We start from the raw sequence: 18,198 nt of genomic DNA, 5'->3' as shown, positions 1-18,198 counted from the left end.
AGGCCGGCGCCGAGGGTGCCGGCGAAGGAATCATGGGGCAGTTTCAAGGTTCACCCCCTGGCTGGCGTGGCGCGCAATTAGCGGGCCCGCAGGGCGCGGAGCCTGCTGCGCCAGGGCCACCGCCTGACGCACCAGGTGGTGATACGGCGACTTGCTGCACGCCGGATCGGTATTGGCGCCGGAGCCGGTGAGCAACAGCGCCTGGCAGCGGCAGCCGCCGAAGTCCTGTTCCTTCTCGTCGCAGCTGCGGCACGGCTGCGGCATCCAGGCATCGCCGCGGTACAGGTTGAACACTGGCGAGTCGTGCCAGATTTCGCCCAGGCGCTGCTGGCGCACGTTGGGAAAATCCAGGTGTTTGAAGCTGCTGGCCTGGGAGCAGGGCAGCACGTCGCCGTTAGGCGCGATGGTCAGGTGGATGGCGCCCCAGCCGTTCATGCAGGCCTTGGGTCGGCCTTCGTGATAATCGGGGATGACGAAGAAGATGGTCAGGCGATCACCCAGACGCTCGCGGGCCTCTTGCACCTGGGCTTCGGCGCGTTGCAGCTCCTCACGGGTCGGCATTAACTGCTCTCGATTGAGCAGTGCCCAGTTGTAGTACTGCACGTTGGCCAGTTCCATGTAGTCCACCCCGAGCTCGGCGGCGAAGTCGATGATTTCTGGGATCTGGCTGATGTTCTGCCGGGTGATGGGCACGTTGAGCACCATCGAGAAACCATGGGCCTTGATGGCGCGGGCCATGCCGAGCTTGCGCTCCAGACAATCGACGCCGGCCAGTTGTTGCGCCGTAGCCCGGTCGGTGGACTGGAAGCCGAGCTGGATATGCCGCAGGCCGGCGTCCTTGAGTGCTCGCAGGCGGGCCTCGGTGAGGCCGATGCCGGAGGTGATCAGGTTGGTGTAGTAGCCCAGGCGATCGGCTTCGGCCACCAGGGTTTCCAGATCCTTGCGTAGCGTCGGTTCACCGCCGGAGAAACCGATCTGCATGGCGCCGAGCGCGCGGGCCTGGCGCATCACGTCGATCCACGCGGCCGTGCTCAACTCATTGCGGCGATAATCGGCAAAGTTGCGCGGATTACTGCAGAACACGCACTGCAACGGGCACTGGTAGGTTAATTCAAGTAACAACCAGACCGGATTGCCATTGCCATCAAGTCTTAATTCGGATCCAACCTTTGCCACGGGACACCTCCAGAAAACGCAGGACGCCATTGCTGATTACATTCGCGTCGGCTACTTCATACAGTGCGCCAAGTTTCTCGATCAATTCGGCTACGTTAGTCTGGCCATCGCAGCAGTTGAGAATATCGCCGCCAGTTTTATTCAATTTGACGATGCCTTCCGGATACAGAAGAACATGGGCGTGTTGCGAGTGTTCCCAGCGGAACATGAAGGGTGGGCGGATTTCGAAACGGTCTGCCGGGTCTATCGGAACAGTTGTCATGGCGCCTCGCGGCTGGTGCGGCGAGGCGCCATCGCAGGCGCTCCGCCGGGTTAACGGCTTAGCGCACGTAAACGTACGCGGTGACTTCGAAGCCCAGACGCAGGTCGCAAAAGTCCGGATCTATCCACTGCATGGCCTATCTCCTGTTATGGGGTAAGTTCACTGTTTGCGGTGTTGCAAATCGAGGCTACAGGCAAGTACTGGCGAATATTAATAAGACTTTGGAATTAACTGCCCGGTTAATTGGTAGTAAATTTGCTACGTGTTTTGAATAGTTACAGTAAGCTGCCCTGTTGTTGATTTTAATCAATGGTGAATGCGTAGTTGGCCAGTAAGGTAAGTGCCTTTTGTCTCTCGGGTGATGTGTCTGATTGCCATCCGAATGAAAATTGAAACTTGGTTGGCAAGTTTTCTGCTGATGTGAACTCTTCGCCGAACATAAGCTGTCGGCTCTGCCGAGGCTCAGAGGTTCTGAGCCTAGCGAGCGCCGTCGCGAGGCAGTCTCCTACGTGCGCAGCAGGGCGCAGCAACGTACAGCGCAGCATTTCGCTCGGAGCGCAGCGATATCTCGGCTGATTTGTGTCGTACCTGTGATCAATGGTGCACTGCCTGCGGCGAGTGACACCCTGCGAATCGCGGATCGCACGAAGTAATTGTTCGGGGCGTAGGGCGTTTGCAGGCTACCGCAGTAGGTGAGAGTTGTTCCCAAGCTCTCAGGCGCAGCGGGGTAGAGCATCCATGCCGGATCGAACCTTATGCAGCTTTGGCTGCCAACTCCATACAGGTGTGTATTGCCGCTCTTGCTTGGCGCGCCTCTGCATCTGCTTTGCCCGGATGTCGACGGCATGCGCTAGCAGAAGCAGCTACGCTGAATTTTCCAGCGGCAGTGCCGACTGGGCGGGCAAACGCTTGGCATAGACAACCTGCGCATCTACTACCAAATGAGGAGAGGTTCTGTGCCATGGACGCATACCGGCCGAGCCGGCGACTTTCTAATATCGAACCATGACCTGTTTCACGTCCACGGACAGGCTCCGACAAACAAGAGAGGGCACCACCATGATTTACGCTAAACCCGGAACACCAGGCGCAGTTATCAACCTCAAGCCGCGCTACGGCAACTTCATCGGTGGCGAGTTTGTCGCACCGCTCAAGGGGCAGTACTTCAACAACACCAGCCCGGTCGATGCCTCACTGATCGGTGAGTTCCCCCGCTCCAGCGCCGAAGATATCGAGCTGGCCCTGGACGCCGCCCATGCCGCCGCCGATGCCTGGGGCAAGACCTCAGTGCAGAACCGTTCGCTGGTGTTGCTGAAAATCGCCGACCGCATCGAAGCCAACCTCGAACTGCTGGCCGTGGCCGAAACCTGGGACAACGGCAAGGCCGTGCGCGAAACCCTCAACGCCGACGTACCGCTGGCCGCTGACCACTTCCGCTACTACGCCGGTTGCATCCGTGCCCAGGAAGGCAGCGCCGCCGAAATCGACGAACACACCGCCGCCTATCACTTCCACGAGCCGCTGGGCGTGGTCGGGCAGATCATCCCGTGGAACTTTCCGCTGCTGATGGCCGCCTGGAAACTCGCTCCGGCCCTGGCTGCCGGCAACTGCGTGATCTTGAAGCCAGCCGAGCAGACGCCGCTGTCGATCACCGTGCTAATGGAGCTGATCGGCGACCTGCTGCCGCCGGGCGTGCTCAACGTGGTCCAGGGCTTTGGCCGCGAAGCCGGTGAGGCCCTGGCCACCAGCAAGCGCATCGCCAAGATCGCCTTCACCGGCTCCACCCCGGTCGGTTCGCACATTCTCAAGTGCGCCGCCGAGAACATCATTCCGAGCACCGTGGAGCTGGGCGGCAAGTCGCCGAACATCTTCTTCGAAGACATCATGAACGCCGAGCCGGCCTTTATCGAAAAAGCCGCCGAAGGTCTGGTGTTGGCGTTCTTCAACCAGGGCGAGGTGTGCACCTGCCCATCCCGCGCGCTGGTGCAGGAGTCGATCTACGACGCCTTCATGGTCGAGGTGATGAAGAAGATCAAGCTGATCAAGCGGGGCGACCCGCTGGACACCGAGACCATGGTCGGCGCCCAGGCCTCCGAGCAGCAGTACGACAAGATCCTCAGCTACCTGCAGATCGCCCAGGAAGAAGGCGCCGAGCTGCTCACCGGCGGCGCGGCCGAGCGCCTGGAAGGCGACCTGGCCAGCGGTTACTACATTCAGCCGACCCTGCTCAAGGGCAACAACAAGATGCGCGTGTTCCAGGAAGAGATCTTCGGCCCGGTGGTGGGCATCACCACCTTCAAGGACGAAGCCGAAGCCCTGGCGATTGCCAACGACACCGAGTTCGGCCTGGGCGCCGGTCTGTGGACCCGCGATATCAACCGCGCCTACCGCATGGGTCGGGCGATCAAAGCCGGTCGCGTATGGACCAACTGCTACCACCTGTACCCGGCGCACGCCGCGTTCGGTGGCTACAAGAAGTCCGGCGTCGGCCGCGAGACCCACAAGATGATGCTCGACCACTATCAGCAGACCAAGAACCTGCTGATCAGCTACGACATCAACCCGCTGGGCTTCTTCTGAGCCTGATGTTGCTCCCCGGCGCACGTGCTCCCGTGCGCCGGGTTACCCTGCGATATGCCTTCGGGCGAGATTTGCAACAGGCTGCAGCGGCCTGATATTGACGGCAGCAAATCACTCTCGCAACGCGGCCTCGGCCGCGTTTTTTCATGGGGGCGTCAGACATGGCGCGTTGCTCGTAGGCGCCCCCAGATACGCCTGGAGTTAGACGCGGTGCGCGCCTGGATATCAGTGGGGAGCTCGCAGAATTCGGAAAAAATCGTATGCTAAGGTTTTCCGGGCATCCGTAGCGGCCGGAACTTCCCGTCTTCCAGTTTGCGGCTTTGCCGCCAGACGTAATCGCCGGTCAGGTTGATGTGTTCCCAGCCCAACGGCGAAAGGTATTGCAGCAGCTCGCTGTTCACCGGCTTGCCAGTTCCGCCCATCGCCTGAGTGGCACGCTCCAGGTACACCGTGTTCCACAGTACGATGGCTGCGGTCACCAGGTTGAGGCCGCTGGCCCGGTAGCGCTGCTGCTCGAAACTCCGATCCCTGATTTCGCCGAGGCGGTTGAAAAACACCGCCCTGGCCAGAGAGTTGCGCGCCTCGCCCTTGTTCAGCCCGGCATGGACGCGGCGGCGCAGTTCAACGCTTTGCAGCCAGTCCAGGATGAACAGCGTGCGCTCGATCCGGCCCAGCTCGCGCAGGGCCACGGCCAAGCCATTCTGGCGCGGGTAGCTGCCAAGCTTGCGCAGCATCAGCGAAGCGGTGACGGTGCCCTGCTTGATCGAGCTGGCCAAGCGCAAGATGTCGTCCCAGTGGGCGCGGACATGCTTGATGTTCAGCGTGCCACCGATCATCGGACGAAGGACTGGGTAGTCTTGGACGCTGTTCGGCACATACAGCCTGGTTTCGCCCAGGTCGCGGATGCGCGGCGCGAAGCGGAAACCCAGCAGGTGCATCAGGGCGAAAACGTGATCGGTGAAGCCGGCCGTGTCGGTGTAGTGCTCTTCGATCCGCAAGTCGGATTCGTGGTACAGCAGGCCGTCGAGCACGTAGGTGGAGTCGCGCACGCCGACATTCACCACGCGGGTACTGAAGGGCGCGTACTGGTCAGAGATGTGGGTGTAGAACAGCCGGCCGGGCTCGGTGCCGTACTTGGGATTGACGTGGCCGGTGCTCTCGCCCCTGCCGCCTGCACGGAAGCGTTGGCCATCGGAAGATGAAGTGGTGCCGTCGCCCCAGTTGGCGGCGAAGGCATGGCGGAACTGACTATTAACCAACTCGGCCAGGGCCGCCGAATAGGTTTCGTCGCGGATATGCCAGGCTTGCAGCCAAGACAGCTTGGCATAGGTCAGGCCAGGGCTCGACTCGGCCATCTTGGTCAGGCCGAGGTTGATCGCATCGCCCAGGATCGCCGACAGCAGTAACGTCCGGTCTTTGGCTTGGGCACCGTCCTTCAGGTGGACGAAGTGGCGGGTGAAGCCTGTCCAGTCGTCCACGTCCATCAGCAGTTCGGTGATCTTGATGCGCGGCAGCAGTTGGCTTGTTTGGTCGATTAGCGCTTGTGCCGTGTCGGGCACTGCGGAATCCAGCGGGGTGATTTTCAGCCCAGACTCGGTGAGGATGGCGTCGGGCAGTTCGTTGTCCTTGGCCAGCCGGGTGACGGTGGCCAGCTGCTCGTCCAGCAGCTGCAAGCGCTCTTCCAGGTACTGGTCGCTGTTCGGGTTGATCGCCAGCGGCAACGCATGGTTCTGCTTGAGAGCGGCGAACTTTTCAGCCGGCAGCAGGTAGTCGTCGAAGTCGCGGAACTGCCGGGAACCCTTGACCCAGATGTCGCCGGAGCGCAGCGCATTCTTCAGCTCGGACAGCGCGCAGATTTCGTAGAAACGCCGGTCGATGCCTTCAGGGGTAATCACGAGCGGTTTCCAGCGTGGCTTGATAAAGGCGGTCGGCGCATCGGCTGGAACCTTGCGCAGGTTGTCGGCGTTCATTTCGCGCAGGGTCTGGACGGCATCCATGACACCTTGCGCTGCCGGTGCGGCACGGAGCTGAAGCACCTCCAGGAAGGCCGGGGTGTAGCGGCGCAGGGTGCTGTAATTCTCGCTGACCAGGTGAAGGTGGTCGAAGCCATTCGGGCGGGCCAACAGCTCGGCTTCGCTGACGCTTTGGGTGAACTCGTCCCAGGAAATCACCGCCTCGATGGCGGCGAACGGATCGCTGCCGGTTTCTTTTGCGTCCAGCAGGGCCTGGCCGATCTTCGAGTACAGGCGCACCTTGTCGTTGATTGCCTTGCCTTGCCCTGCTTCTGGAACTGCTGCTGATGCTTGTGCTTTGCGCTGCTGAATAGCTTGATCATGATGCGGTCGTGCAGATCGACCAGTTCGTCGGTCACGGTCGCCGTGCTTTCCAGCACCATGGCAACCATGGTCGCATAGCGCCGCTCCGGCTCGAACTTGCCAAGGTCTTGGGCCGTCATCTGCCCGCCCTCGCGGGCCAGCTTGAGCAGCCGGTTCTGGTGGATATGCCGGTCGAGTCCTTCGGGCAGAGCCACCAACTGGAATATCTTCAAGCGCTCGATGTGTTCCATCATGTGCCGCGAATTCGGTTTCAGCGGCGATTGTCGCAACCAGGTCAACCAGGTGTTGTTGCTGCCTTTCTTGATAGTGAGCAGTACATCGAGCTTGTTTCGATGCTCCTGGCTCAGCGGCTCGATCAGTGCTCGATAGACCCTGCGGTTGGCTCGCGCAATGGCTTCTGCGCAGGCCCGATCAATCACGCTCAGGGTCGGCAGTATCCGCCGTTGACGACGCAGGCTTTCGAGGGCCTGCCCGGCCAGCAGCAAACCCTTGTCGGTCTGCTGGGCCAGGTCGGTCAACTCGCGCACCAGGGCGCGAAAGTCGGAAAGCCCGAATGGCGATATGCCGAGGTAGGTGCGCAGTTCCTGTGCATGCTCGCGGCGGGTAACGTCACGCTCGCCGTACTTCGCCCATGCCTCTGGCTCTGTCTGGACTTGTCGGGCTACCCATTGAATGACCGGCTCGGACAGCACGGTGTCGCTGCACAGCGCGTAACCGGGATAGCGCAGCAGGCAGAGTTGCACAGCGAAGCCGAGGCGGTTGGGGTCGCCCCGGCGCTGACGGATCAGCGACAGGTCGGATTCATTGAAGGTGTAGTAGCGGATGAGGTCATCCTGGCTGTCCGGCAGCGCAAGCAGTGTGTCCCGTTCCGTAGCCGAGAGGATCGAGCGACGCGGCATATATCAGTCGTCCGTGCGAAGGTACTGGTAGAGGGTTTCCCGGCTGATATTGAACTCGCGGGCGAGTTGCGCTTTCGCCTCGCCGGCAGCGGCTCGCTGCCGCAGCGTGATGGCTTGTTCGTCGGACAAGGCTTTCTTACGCCCACGGTAAGCGCCGCGCTGCTTGGCCAGGGCAATGCCCTCGCGCTGCCGCTCGCGGATCAGGGCGCGCTCGAACTCAGCGAAGGCCCCCATCACCGACAGCATGAGGTTAGCCATCGGCGAGTCCTCGCCGGTGAAGACCAGTCCCTCCTTCAAGAACTCGATGCGCACGCCGCGCTGGGTCAGCGTCTGCACTAGGCGGCGCAGGTCGTCGAGGTTGCGCGCCAGGCGATCCATGCTGTGCACCACCACTGTGTCACCCTCACGAATAAAGCCGAGCATGGCTTCCAGCTGGGGACGCTGGGTGTCCTTGCCCGAGGCCTTGTCGGTGAACAACTTGCTCACCTCGGTCTGTTCCAGCTGCCGTTCCGGGTTCTGGTCGAAACTGCTCACCCGGACATAGCCGATACGGTGTCCCTGCAAGATGCCTCCATGAACGAAATCGGTGGAAAGGCCTAAGTGCACTTTCTGTTCCAGTGCTCCCTAAACCCTGAATCTGTCAGGGTGGAATCTATGACCTTGGCAAGCAGGTGTCAAAAAATGCTAAACATGACTCTATTCTGACGGAGTGGCGCGGACTTGCCTGACATCCGGTTAGGGTATAGCTCAATCTGATGCTGTCCCGGTCAGCCCTCAATTACCACGGCAGAATGCGACCAAGTCCAAGCGTGAACGAAAGTAAACCGATGGCTAACAGGAAGTACCCAGGGGCCAAATCTAGTAGCCGTTGTGCCTTCCTGATGGTCACCATTCGCCTCGACAACAGGCTGTAAGTGATCAGGATCGAAATGTCGATCACGGCCCAAATCACGATCAAGGCCACTGCCTGTGGAGTGAAAGGCTCGGAAGGTAAAATAAAGCCAGGAAGGAATGCCAGGAAGAACAGAATGTCCTTGGGGTTTGACAGGCCTACGCCCATGGCTCGCCAGAAGCAGTGAGCATCGCGAGGTGGGACAGCTCTCGATTCAGAGCTGCTGCCAAGAGTCTTAACGCCCAGCCAGGCAAGGTACATCCCACCCAGGACCTGCCCCCAGTCTAGGACGGCGGGGTTGATGTCCAGCGTCAGATAGATAGCGATTAACGCCGATACCAGCAACAGCTGAGCGGAGATGACACCTCCAACGATCGTCCACGCAGGCCAAGCTCGTCTGGCATCGGCGATCACCAGGGCCACGATTGGACCAGGTGACGCAATCAATAGGACTACCGCGACCGCAAAGGAAAGATAAGTGGCACTCATAGCTCCGCCACCAAGTCGAAAACACGCACCTTCTTACCCAATTTTTCGGTGTAGTAGCGATGATTGGATATGGCGAACGCCCGCTGTATCGGCGTTTTGCAAGGTAGTTGTCGCGTCAGCCGTGTTTTTAAGCTGCTATTTTCAGTGCCGGTTGCTCTCTGTCTGGATTGAGTGTGACAGCGCCGATAGGTTGCCAATTTCGAGTCGCGCCCGACCAGCGATGCGGGTGTTGATTGCGAGCATGCTGGTACAGCGCATGACGCTTGGCCAGCACCTCTTGATCCTCGCCACGATGCCGCTGCGCCGGGGTCACGAAGCGGATGCGGCTATGCCGGTGTTCGTGGTTGTACCAGCGCATAAAGTCGCGCACCCAGCTGCGTGCTGCGTCCAGATCGGCAAAACCATCCTGCGGCCATTGCGGGCAGTATTTCAGGGTTCTAAACAGCGACTCTGAGTACGGATTGTCGTTGCTCACCCGCGGCCTCCCGCGCGATGGGGTGATGCCTAAATCGTACAATTTGCTCAGCAGCGTCACTGATTTCATCGGCGCGCCGTTATCCGAGTGCAACACCAAGGGCCGGCCGGCGCAGCGCTCAGTCAGTACGGTGCGCTGCATCAGTTCGGCCGCCAGTTCGCCGCTTTCTTGTTCGTAGACTTCCCAGCCCACGCCCTTGCGGCTGTAGATATCCTCGATCAAATACAGGTAGTAATACTTCCCGCGCACCTTTGAAGCCAGGTAGGTGATGTCCCACGACCAGACCTGGTTGGCCTTCGTAGCGTTGTGCGTGGTCGGCGCGGCATGCTTGTGCGGTGTATGACTGCGGCCACGTCGATGCTGCTGATCGGCTGCTTTAAGGACGCGATAAAAGGTCGCCTCCGAGGCCAGGTAGCGGCCTTGATCGGCCAACCTTGGCACGACCTGGCTGGGCGGCAGGCTGGCGAATTCCGGGCTGTTGCAGGCAGCCAAGATCGCGCTGCGCTCGCACTCACTCAGGGCGTTCAACGGTCGTGGGCGTAGCGTGGTGGTACGCACATCAGCCTGCACCACCGGCGTAGACGCCCAGCGTTGCAGGCTGCGTAGCGACAGCCCGATCTCAGCGCAGGCAACCGCCTTGCGCGCACCCGAAACCACCGCATGGTTAAAACGCTCAACGAGTTGTTGCCGTTCTGGCAACGAGGTCAGACGTCCTCGCTGTCGTTTCCCCAGAAGGCATTCATCTTTTTTCGTAGCACCAAGATGGCGGCGGTTTCTGCCAGCGCCTTGTCCTTGCGCCGCAGTTCGCGCTCTAGCTCTGCGATGCGCTTCTTGTCGGCACGCGCTTGTTCGCGCTCGGCTTGACGCTGAGCCTGGGCCGACTGCTGGCCGCTGATGCACGCTTGGCGCCATGCGCTGATTTGCTCAGGGTACAAACCCTTGCTGCGGCAGTACTCACTGAGCTCAATCTCACTCAAGGACGCCGCGTGCAGCACCGCTGCAAACTTGGCTTCAGCCGGCCAATTATCGGTTTGTTTCTTGTCTCCAGGCACCACCGCACCTCCTGCTTTGAGCTTGGTGCGCCAAGCATACAGCGTCGCTTCGGGGATGCCTTCTTGGCGCGACAACGCCGCCACAGACATGTTTTGTGGCGGGAGTAATTTGTTCAGCAGGGCAGCTTTACGTTCAGGTGAATAACTCGACATATCAGCTCTCTTTGACGCCCCCGATCTACCGTTTTGATAAATCAGCCGAAGCGACAACTAGCCTGACACCGGGGGGTATCCAGCGGTCACTACCATCAAAAAGGGCTGTAAACTGGCTGCGGGCATGTGCGGTTTTGCGATTATCGATGATCAACAGATCTCCAGCTTGGAGCGTTACCGAATGCTTAACCTCCCAGGCGATCTCGCGTAACCGCTGCAGCTGGGCTTGAGCCAGGTGGCTGCGTGCGACCATGAAGTGCGGGTCGAAGCGGAAAAGGGGAGTCCTGACGTCCCCATAAAACACCGTCTGCTTTTTCCCAATGTCGATGCGGCAATTTTTTTCGCTGAAACAGTAGTCTGAAAGAAAGTTGTAGGGTTCCGTAAAGAAGAACGAAATATCTTCGCTGCTTAGGTGATCAAGAATCGCGTCAATCGATGTCACGTAGGTGACCGCTTCCGCCAGAGGGTCTTGTCTCAAGCAAAGCAAAATCAGGAAGTCAGGCTGGATGGCGTGGAAAGCATTTTCTGTGTGTAAATCTAGCTCGGTATCGTAGCTGTCTGACGTAGTCGCACGAGAAAGCGACTGATGTGGAAAGAAATTATTAATAATGCTGCCGTTCGATTCTTGTGCATAGCCGATCGGCTCACCCAGTATCGCTGTCGCCTGCAGAAGACATTTTTCGCTGACATCGTCCGGCTTGTTCAGGGTATTTCTACTCGCCGGGGTCAAGGGTACGTTTCCGATCGGCATGTTTTCCAAGCGTAGGAAACCTAACTTGTTTCCAAAAAGCCTAAAACTAAGAATTTGTACCATTTGCTCTTGGCTCAATCCGCCACCGCCAATGCTGGCGACCAAGAGTTCGTCGATTTTGCTATTGGGCATTTCCGTATTTCCCCTAGTTCTGTTCTGGAAGCTCGGAGGCATTACGCCGACCAGTCATGTTTTGGCTGGCTGACGGTGACCTCTTGAAGGGGCGCAGTATTTGTCCAATCGGTACGGGTTTTAAAATGGAAAAAATGGTTAGGCAGCATGAGTAATACTCATAGGATGGAGAGGTAACATGACCCTGCAGCTACCCCCGCTATACGCATTGCGGGCATTTGAAGTGGCGGCTCGGCATGGGTCGTTCACCCTTGCGGCACAAACCTTGTGCATTACGCAAAGTGCCATCAGTCGTCACGTGAAGACCCTGGAAGAGCGACTTGGCTGTCAGCTATTCGAGCGCAAGGGCTCAAAGCTAATGCTCACGGATACGGGCCGCTTGTTGGCCCAAGAGCTTGAACGCAGTTTCAGTGCGATCGAGAACGCCTGTGCAGCAGTCAATCGCCAGAAGGGAGCGCTTCGGCTAAAAGCGCCTACCACATTGACGATGCGTTGGCTCATGCAAGCCTTGGAAGGCTTTCAGGCCAGTGATCCGCGCAACAGAGTTCAGTTGACCAGCGCTTGGATGGATCTGGATACCGTTGATTTTCGAAACGAGCCTTTCGATTGCGCTGTACTGCTCGGCCGGGGGGACTTTCCGGGAGATTGGCATTCCATCAAATTGTTTGACGAATGGCTTGTTCCCGTATGCTCGCCGGCAGTGTACGGCGATATGCCTTGGACGATAGACAACCTGGAGAGCGTCGAGCTGGTTCACCCATCTCGCGATTGTAGGGATTGGCGGCGCTGGCTTGAGCGCCAAGGTCTGGCCGACACTATTCCGTGGCGCGACGGAAAGCGCTTCGATACGTTGGAGTTAGGTATCTCGGCTGCAACCCAAGGGCATGGTGTGTCGATCGGCGATCTCGCCCTGGTGGATGCAGAGTTGCAGAAGGGGTCATTGGCAATACCGATCAACACCGCTGTGAGGTCGGGCGACAGCTATTATCTGGTCTGGCCAGAGCGTGGTGTTGAGCAAAGTCTGCTGAGCCGCATGAAAGATTACCTCATGAAAAACTTGCCCGTCATAAACGTGCGAGGCGTTCTATTGCTCGATTGAGGGGCGCGACTTGACATTGATACCGTCATGGCTGCCTTCGGAATGGCCATAGCTACCGTAGCCTCTCAGGCTTAGCGTACGATTTTTTCCGAATTCTGTGGGCTCCCCTCAGTGGTCAGTGGTCGAGATCCATGCTGGCACTCGGGGCATGCCAGATGAATCAGGCCACTAGCAGCCTGTCGGACTTGAGTTCATGAACGGGGATATCAATAGTGAGGCGAAGCGATTCGCCCCACTATTGAGGTATTTCCAGGCTTTTTTGCCCCGAATTTCCTGAGAACGAGCGGGTTTAGTTCATTTCTACCCACACTGGACGGATTTGTGGCACAAAACGGCCATGCGTTTCAAATTCCAGGCCAGACATACCAGGCGCCATTCGCCGCTCACCTTGTCCTTGCCTCGCAGCAGAAACTGGCGAAAACCCATGACCGACTTGATGATGCCGAACACCGGTTCCACCGTCTGTTTGCGCAGCGCATAGAGGCGGCGCCCCGGCTGGCTCTTGAGTTTGTGCGCCATGCGTTGTTGCACTGTGGCATCAGCGTCGAGCGCTGCCAGCTCCTCGAAGCGCGCCTTCCAGTGCGGGTGATGATCTTCGCGTGCCACCGCCAGGTAGGGCTCGATTCCCGCCGCCTCGCAGGCGGCGATGTTGCTTTCGCTGTTGTAGCCACAGTCCCCGAGCACCACGTTCACCTGACCCAATGACTCCGGTAGCGCCTTGAGCTCGGCCAGCATGGGGACGACTTGTTGCTTGTCGTTGCCCGCCTGAGTGAGGCCTGGCGCCACCACCAACAGGGTGTCGGTATCCACTGCGGCCTGGGCGTTGTAGCACTGCTCGAAGCCGCCGCCAGCCACCCGCATGATGCGCGAGCCTTCGTCGGTGAGGTTGATTTGGTCGTGTTCGGTAGGCCCTTCCACGGGGGCTTTGGGCGGCTTGCCGCCGGGCTTCTTGCCCGTTTCTGCCGTGCGCGCCGCACGCTTGGCAAGCTTCTCTTGGTAGGCGGCCTGATCCTGCTCGAAACGCGCACGGGCGCGCACCTCGATCGTGGCCTTCGCCGCGTCCATGGCGAGCAAGCGATCTTGCCGGCGTTTGATCTCGTCCGGCAGATCGATGCCGACGGGGAGCTCTGCCTGGTCGGCCCGTTCAGCCAGCGCCAGGAGCTCCTGCACTTCGGCCTTGAGCTGGCGTTCGAGTGTCTGGATATGGCCATAGGACAGTGCACTGTGGCGTGAGGCGTTGGCATGCAGCTTGGTGCCGTCGAGGCTGATGGTGCCGAGCTTGAGCAGCTTCATCTCGCCCGCCAGCTCCAGCACCTGAAGGAAGATGCCGGCCAACTCGTCGAGGAAGCGGCGGCGGAAGCTGGCCAGGGTGTCGTGATCGGGGTGACTGCCTGAGGCCAGGTAGCGAAAGGCGAGCGAGTCGTAAGTGGCGCGTTCGATCATACGGCTGGAAAAGGTGCCGGTGGCATAGCCATAGACCAGCAGACTAAGCAGCACCTCGGGGTGATAGGCGGCGCTGCCGCGTCCGCCATAACGCCGGGTGAGCGCACTCAAGTCGAGCCGTTCGATGGCTTCGAGAATGAAACGGGCCAGGTGGGCTTCTGGCAGCCAGTCATCCATCGATGGCGGGAGCAGGTAGTCAGTCTTGCGGTCGATCGGACGAAAGCGGCTCATGCGGAGGCATCGGCTGGGCGGTGTCGGGATTATCCTGGAATCCAGTGATTAAGTCCGACAGGCTGCTAGCGAAGCAGCTGTGGGATCGACCTGGGTTGGTCTCGATAGCGGATACGATCAATCAACTTAATCGTATGGCCTGAGCCGGCGTATAGCGAATCGTACAGGCGGGGGGAGGGTGAGGGCAGCGGGAGTCATCCCGCCGCCTACTCGACTTCGCGGATCAGGCGCGGCGGCGAAACAGCGGTTGTGGCTGGTCGCTGGAGGCCTGATAAACCTCCGAGAACTCCTCGAACGCCTTCAGTGCGTCCTGCGGATCCTTGTCTTCGCGCAGGGCGAAGGCATCGAACCCGCAGCGCTGTAAAGCGAACAGCTGATCACGCAGCACATCGCCGATGGCGCGCACTTCACCCTTGTAGCCATAGCGGGTGCGCAGCAGATAAGCACTAGAACAGTGGCGCCCGTCGGTGAATGCAGGAAAGTTAAGGGCGATCACCTGGAAGTTATCCAGCTGGTCGGCGATTTCCTCAATCTCCTCACCGGCTTCCAGCCAAACGCCCAAGCCGCCGTCGCGGGCCTTGAGTGCGCGCGAGTGCTCGACCCACAACGCCAGGGGCACGATCAGGTCATCACAGTTGCTCAGGCCATCGAGGGTCGTGTCCTTGGGCAGTAGATGCCAGGACTCGTCGACCACCTGGCCATTCTTAATGATTCGCTGCATATACGCGCTCCTTGAACGGGGCGACACCGATACGGCGGAAGGTGTCGAGGAAACTTTCTTCATCGGTGCGTTGCTCGATGTAGACCTTGATGATCTTGTCGATCACATCCGGCATGTCGTCCTGGGCAAAGGATGGGCCGAGAATTTGCGCCAGGCTGGCGTCGCGGCCGGAGTTGCCGCCGATCGATACCTGATAGAACTCCTGGCCCTTCTTGTCCACGCCGAGGATGCCAATGTGGCCGACGTGGTGATGGCCGCAGGCGTTCATGCACCCGGAAATGTTCAGCTCGATGTCGCCGATGTCGAACAGGTAATCCAGATCATCGAAACGGCGCTGGATGGCTTCGGCTACCGGGATCGATTTGGCGTTGGCCAACGAGCAGAAGTCGCCACCTGGGCAGCAGATGATATCGGTCAGCAGGCCCACGTTCGGTGTGGCAAAGCCGTGTTCGCGCAGTTCGCCCCAGAGGCTGAACAGCTGAGTCTGCTCGACGTCGGCGAGGATGATGTTCTGGTTATGACTGTTGCGCACCTCGCCAAAGCAGTAGCGATCAGCCAGCTCGGCGATGGCGTCGAGTTGCTTGTCGGTGACATCCCCCGGCGCGACGCCAGTTGGCTTGAGCGACAAGGTGACAGCGACATAGCCAGCTTGCTTGTGGGCGAAGGTGTTGCGCTGACGCCAGCGGGCGAAGCCCGGGTGCTCGGCGTCCAGTTGTGCCAGGACGGCGTCCTGGTCGTGCAGGGGCTGATAAGCCGGGTCGACGAAATGCGTGGCGACGCGCGCCACTTCGGCTTCGGTCAGGGTGGTCGAGCCATCCTTCAGGTGTGCCCACTCGGCGTTGACGCGCTCGGCGAACACCGCAGGAGTCAGCGCCTTGACCAGGATCTTGATGCGCGCCTTGTACTTGTTGTCGCGACGGCCATAGCGGTTATACACACGCAGGATGGCGTCGAGGTAGCTGATCAAATGCTGCCAGGGCAGGAACTCATTGATGAAGCTGCCAACCACCGGGGTACGACCCAAACCGCCACCGACGGAGACACGGAAACCCAGTTCGCCGGCGGCGTTGTTCACTGCCTCAAGGCCGATGTCATGCACTTCGATGGCTGCGCGGTCGCTGGTAGCGCCATTGACGGCGATCTTGAACTTGCGCGGCAGGTGGGTGAACTCGGGGTGGAAGGTCGACCACTGGCGGATGATTTCGCACCAGGGGCGCGGATCGACGATCTCGTCCTTGGCCACGCCAGCGAACTGGTCGGTGGTGGTATTGCGAATGCAGTTGCCGCTGGTCTGGATCGCGTGCATCTGCACGGTAGCCAATTCGGCGAGGATCTCAGGCACGTCTTCCAGATCAGGCCAGTTGAACTGTACGTTCTGCCGGGTGCTGATGTGGGCGTAACCCTTGTCGTAGTCGCGGGCAATCTTGGCCAGCATGCGCACCTGCTTGGAGGACAGCAGGCCATAGGGCACGGCGATCCGCAACATGGGCGCAAAGCGCTGAATGTACAGGCCATTTTGCAGGCGCAGTGGGCGAAATTCTTCGCCACTCAGCTCACCAGCCAGGAAACGGCGGGTCTGATCACGGAACTGCTGGACGCGGTCCTCGATGATTTGTTGATCGTACTGGTCGTATACGTACATGAAGGGTCCTGTTTTCAGGCTGCTTACAGCAATTCTGCGCGCACGGCCGCGCACCCCTTAGCGGAGCTGAGGGAAGATACCAGCTCAGGGTTATGCGCAAAAGTGATGTTTTAGTATATGGTTAGAACTTTTAGTGCTAGGTATGGACGAGAACATAACCTCAGCGGTTGTGAATATATCGAACACCTTGGCGAGGCCGCTCCAGGCGTTCGTGGTAAGGCGCAGTACCTTACCGTCCTTCAGGTGTGTGCAGAATCATTAGGCCACTTCAGTAGACTGCCTGCGGGTAGGGCAGCCCGGGCGGCGATCCGTTCGGAGCGAAGCAACAGCCCTCCAGCGTTTATGTCGCGCCGATGATAGTCGCGGATTGCTCAAGGTAATTGGTCGGAGCGTAGGGCGTTTGAAGGCTACTGCAGTAGGCGGGGGAGCTTTTCACCGCCTCTCAATGCTTGAGCAAGTGCGCGACCTAGGCTTAACTGCATAAGCGAACCACTCATAAGCACAATAAAAAGGGTAGTCCATGACCGACCATACCGAATATGACAGCCGAGATAGCATTGTCGACGCCAGAGCGATCTTCTTCCTGATTCTATTAGTTGTAGCCACAGCGGTATTCTGGGTCAGCCAGCAATAACTCAGGCTGCTTGAGAAGCCGATTGCAGCCAGCTGCAGTCGGCTTTTTTATGTTTGCGGATAAGTGGCGGCAAAGAGCCACTGCCTGACGCTTATACTGCGCACGTATTTTTGGAGGTGTGTGCGTGATCTGGTCAGGTGTAGGTGTGATTTTTGTGCTGTGTCTCTCGATGCTGAGTGGCTTGGCGTCGGCGGCCAGTGTCGGTAAGCCCGCCACGGCCAAGGTGCCCGTGCCCGTGTCCGTGGTGTTTCTCAATCCTGGCTATTCCGATGAGCCGTTCTGGGTCGCTTATATCGAGTACATGCACGACGCCGCGAATGATCTCGGGATGCAGTTGCGTGTGCTCGATGGTGAGCGTGACTCGCTCAGGGTGTTGCAACATGCGCGTGAGGTGTTGCAAGCACGGGAGCAGCCGACCTATCTGGTCTTCGTCAATGAATACTATGTCGGCCCGGAGATACTTCGCCTGTTTGCCGACAGCAAGATCAAGCTGTTCGCCCTGCACAGCACCCTGACGCCAGATCAACAGGCAATTGTCGGTGGTAGTCGGGAGAATTACAGCAACTGGATCGGCAGTCTGGTGCCCAACGATGAAGAAGCTGGTTATCTGATGGCCAAGGCGCTGATTGCCATGGCACCGGCTGGCGCTGGCGAAATGGTCGCCTTCTCGGGCGTCAAACAGACGCCATCTGCCACATTGCGCGAGGCCGGTCTGCATCGTGCGCTGGCCGAGCATCCGCAGGTGCGCTTGAAGCAGCTGCTGTATGGCGAGTGGTCGGAGCAACGCGCGTATGAGCAGGCTAGTGCCCTGCTTGGGCGTTATCCCGATGTCAGCCTGGTGTGGGCGGCGAATGACGAGATGGCGTTTGGCGTGATGCGCGCGGCGGCGGAGCAGGGGCGGCAACTGCGTTATTCGGGGCTGAACAATTCAAAGAAGGTACTGCAGGCACGAATTGACGAGCGCATCAGTGTATTGGTCAGCGGCCATTTCATTCTTGGCGGCTGCGCCATGGTCATGCTCCACGATCACGCCGCCGGCCTGGACTTTGCTGCGCGCGGTGGCAAGGATCAGCAGGCCGATTTGTTCCGCATGCTGAACAAGCAGGAGTCGATACGTTTGCTGCAGCGCATCAACAAGCATGATGCCAACCTGGATTTTCGTCGTTTCAGTGCCGCGCTCAACCCGCGCCTGCAAGGCTATGACTGCTCTATTGAAGCCTTGTTGCGCTAG

General features: G+C 59.4%; 13 protein-coding genes and 1 pseudogene. 3 read left to right on the top strand and 11 right to left on the bottom strand.

Annotated elements, in window-relative coordinates:
- Positions 1-30: 30 nt before the first annotated feature.
- From pqqE to pqqA, 3 genes are read right to left on the bottom strand one after another with little or no spacing between them, the layout of a single operon-like run.
- A complete protein-coding gene (pqqE, locus tag VCJ09_RS12480) occupies positions 31-1,206 on the bottom strand; it encodes a pyrroloquinoline quinone biosynthesis protein PqqE (protein WP_456107303.1) in 1,176 nt (391 codons plus the stop codon).
- On the bottom strand, positions 1,145-1,438 hold the full coding sequence (gene pqqD / locus VCJ09_RS12475; protein WP_324730520.1) for a pyrroloquinoline quinone biosynthesis peptide chaperone PqqD: 294 nt from the start codon (positions 1,436-1,438) through the stop codon (positions 1,145-1,147). The genes pqqE and pqqD overlap by 62 nt, the downstream gene beginning before the upstream one ends.
- 58 nt (positions 1,439-1,496) lie before the next feature.
- The gene (gene pqqA, locus VCJ09_RS24795) at positions 1,497-1,571 is read right to left on the bottom strand and encodes a pyrroloquinoline quinone precursor peptide PqqA (protein ID WP_003282509.1); all 75 of its coding nucleotides are present in this window, start codon (positions 1,569-1,571) and stop codon (positions 1,497-1,499) included.
- Between the two features lie 926 nt (positions 1,572-2,497).
- Between pqqA and exaC the strand changes: the two genes are divergently transcribed.
- Positions 2,498-4,018, top strand: a complete 1,521-nt coding sequence (gene exaC, locus VCJ09_RS12470) for an acetaldehyde dehydrogenase ExaC (RefSeq protein ID WP_324730519.1) — start codon at positions 2,498-2,500, stop codon at positions 4,016-4,018.
- 263 nt (positions 4,019-4,281) lie between these two features.
- On the opposite strand, the pseudogene VCJ09_RS12465 reads toward exaC, so the two are convergent.
- From VCJ09_RS12465 to VCJ09_RS12445, 5 genes and pseudogenes are all read right to left on the bottom strand, one after another.
- Positions 4,282-7,253: pseudogene (locus tag VCJ09_RS12465) on the bottom strand (Tn3 family transposase).
- A gap of 3 nt (positions 7,254-7,256) precedes the next feature.
- Positions 7,257-7,817, bottom strand: coding sequence for a recombinase family protein (locus tag VCJ09_RS12460; RefSeq protein ID WP_324730518.1), 561 nt, complete (start codon positions 7,815-7,817; stop codon positions 7,257-7,259).
- A 214-nt stretch (positions 7,818-8,031) separates the two neighbouring features.
- Positions 8,032-8,634 carry a LysE family translocator gene (locus VCJ09_RS12455; protein WP_324730517.1) on the bottom strand — a complete coding sequence of 201 codons (603 nt, stop codon included), beginning with the start codon at positions 8,632-8,634 and terminating at the stop codon, positions 8,032-8,034.
- Between the two features lie 127 nt (positions 8,635-8,761).
- Positions 8,762-10,314 (bottom strand): IS3 family transposase gene (locus VCJ09_RS12450; RefSeq protein WP_324730516.1). Its coding sequence is split into 2 segments (ribosomal slippage): positions 8,762-9,852 and positions 9,852-10,314, totalling 1,554 coding nucleotides; the frame shifts between segments, so codons are not numbered across the junction.
- 25 nt (positions 10,315-10,339) lie between these two features.
- Entirely contained in the window at positions 10,340-11,197 is an 858-nt protein-coding gene (locus VCJ09_RS12445; protein ID WP_324730515.1) for a TauD/TfdA family dioxygenase, read from the bottom strand.
- 178 nt (positions 11,198-11,375) lie between these two features.
- Between VCJ09_RS12445 and VCJ09_RS12440 the strand changes: the two genes are divergently transcribed.
- Positions 11,376-12,296 (top strand): LysR substrate-binding domain-containing protein, encoded by a 921-nt coding sequence (locus tag VCJ09_RS12440; protein ID WP_324730514.1) that lies wholly within the window; start codon positions 11,376-11,378, stop codon positions 12,294-12,296.
- A 300-nt stretch (positions 12,297-12,596) separates the two neighbouring features.
- Here VCJ09_RS12440 and VCJ09_RS12435 read toward each other — a convergent pair whose 3' ends face one another.
- From VCJ09_RS12435 to VCJ09_RS12425, 3 genes are all read right to left on the bottom strand, one after another.
- Entirely contained in the window at positions 12,597-13,970 is a 1,374-nt protein-coding gene (locus VCJ09_RS12435; RefSeq protein WP_324730513.1) for an IS1182 family transposase, read from the bottom strand.
- Positions 13,971-14,193: 223 nt separating this feature from the next.
- Entirely contained in the window at positions 14,194-14,691 is a 498-nt protein-coding gene (locus tag VCJ09_RS12430) for a DUF934 domain-containing protein (RefSeq protein ID WP_324730512.1), read from the bottom strand.
- The gene (locus VCJ09_RS12425) at positions 14,675-16,333 is read right to left on the bottom strand and encodes a nitrite/sulfite reductase (RefSeq protein ID WP_324730511.1); all 1,659 of its coding nucleotides are present in this window, start codon (positions 16,331-16,333) and stop codon (positions 14,675-14,677) included. Before VCJ09_RS12425 ends, VCJ09_RS12430 begins: the two co-directional genes overlap by 17 nt.
- A gap of 758 nt (positions 16,334-17,091) precedes the next feature.
- On the opposite strand from VCJ09_RS12425, the gene VCJ09_RS12420 reads away from it, so the two are divergent.
- Positions 17,092-18,198, top strand: a complete 1,107-nt coding sequence (locus VCJ09_RS12420) for an ABC transporter substrate-binding protein (RefSeq protein WP_324730510.1) — start codon at positions 17,092-17,094, stop codon at positions 18,196-18,198.

It is taken from the genome of Pseudomonas paeninsulae, from assembly GCF_035621475.1.
Lineage (GTDB): Bacteria > Pseudomonadota > Gammaproteobacteria > Pseudomonadales > Pseudomonadaceae > Aquipseudomonas > Aquipseudomonas paeninsulae.
Note: the sequence above shows the minus strand (reverse complement) of the source record. Positions and strands in the feature narration are given on the sequence as shown.

Bases quoted from the DNA above. Each gene is read 5' to 3' on its own strand.
- pqqE (WP_456107303.1), bottom strand. From the start codon at position 1,206: ATGGCGTCCTGCGTTTTCTGGAGGTGTCCCGTGGCAAAGGTTGGATCC.
- pqqD (WP_324730520.1), bottom strand. From the start codon at position 1,438: ATGACAACTGTTCCGATAGACCCGGCAGACCGTTTCGAAATCCGCCCA.
- exaC (WP_324730519.1), top strand. From the start codon at position 2,498: ATGATTTACGCTAAACCCGGAACACCAGGCGCAGTTATCAACCTCAAG.
- VCJ09_RS12455 (WP_324730517.1), bottom strand. From the start codon at position 8,634: ATGAGTGCCACTTATCTTTCCTTTGCGGTCGCGGTAGTCCTATTGATT.
- VCJ09_RS12445 (WP_324730515.1), bottom strand. From the start codon at position 11,197: ATGCCCAATAGCAAAATCGACGAACTCTTGGTCGCCAGCATTGGCGGT.
- VCJ09_RS12440 (WP_324730514.1), top strand. From the start codon at position 11,376: ATGACCCTGCAGCTACCCCCGCTATACGCATTGCGGGCATTTGAAGTG.
- VCJ09_RS12435 (WP_324730513.1), bottom strand. From the start codon at position 13,970: ATGAGCCGCTTTCGTCCGATCGACCGCAAGACTGACTACCTGCTCCCG.
- VCJ09_RS12430 (WP_324730512.1), bottom strand. From the start codon at position 14,691: ATGCAGCGAATCATTAAGAATGGCCAGGTGGTCGACGAGTCCTGGCAT.
- VCJ09_RS12425 (WP_324730511.1), bottom strand. From the start codon at position 16,333: ATGTACGTATACGACCAGTACGATCAACAAATCATCGAGGACCGCGTC.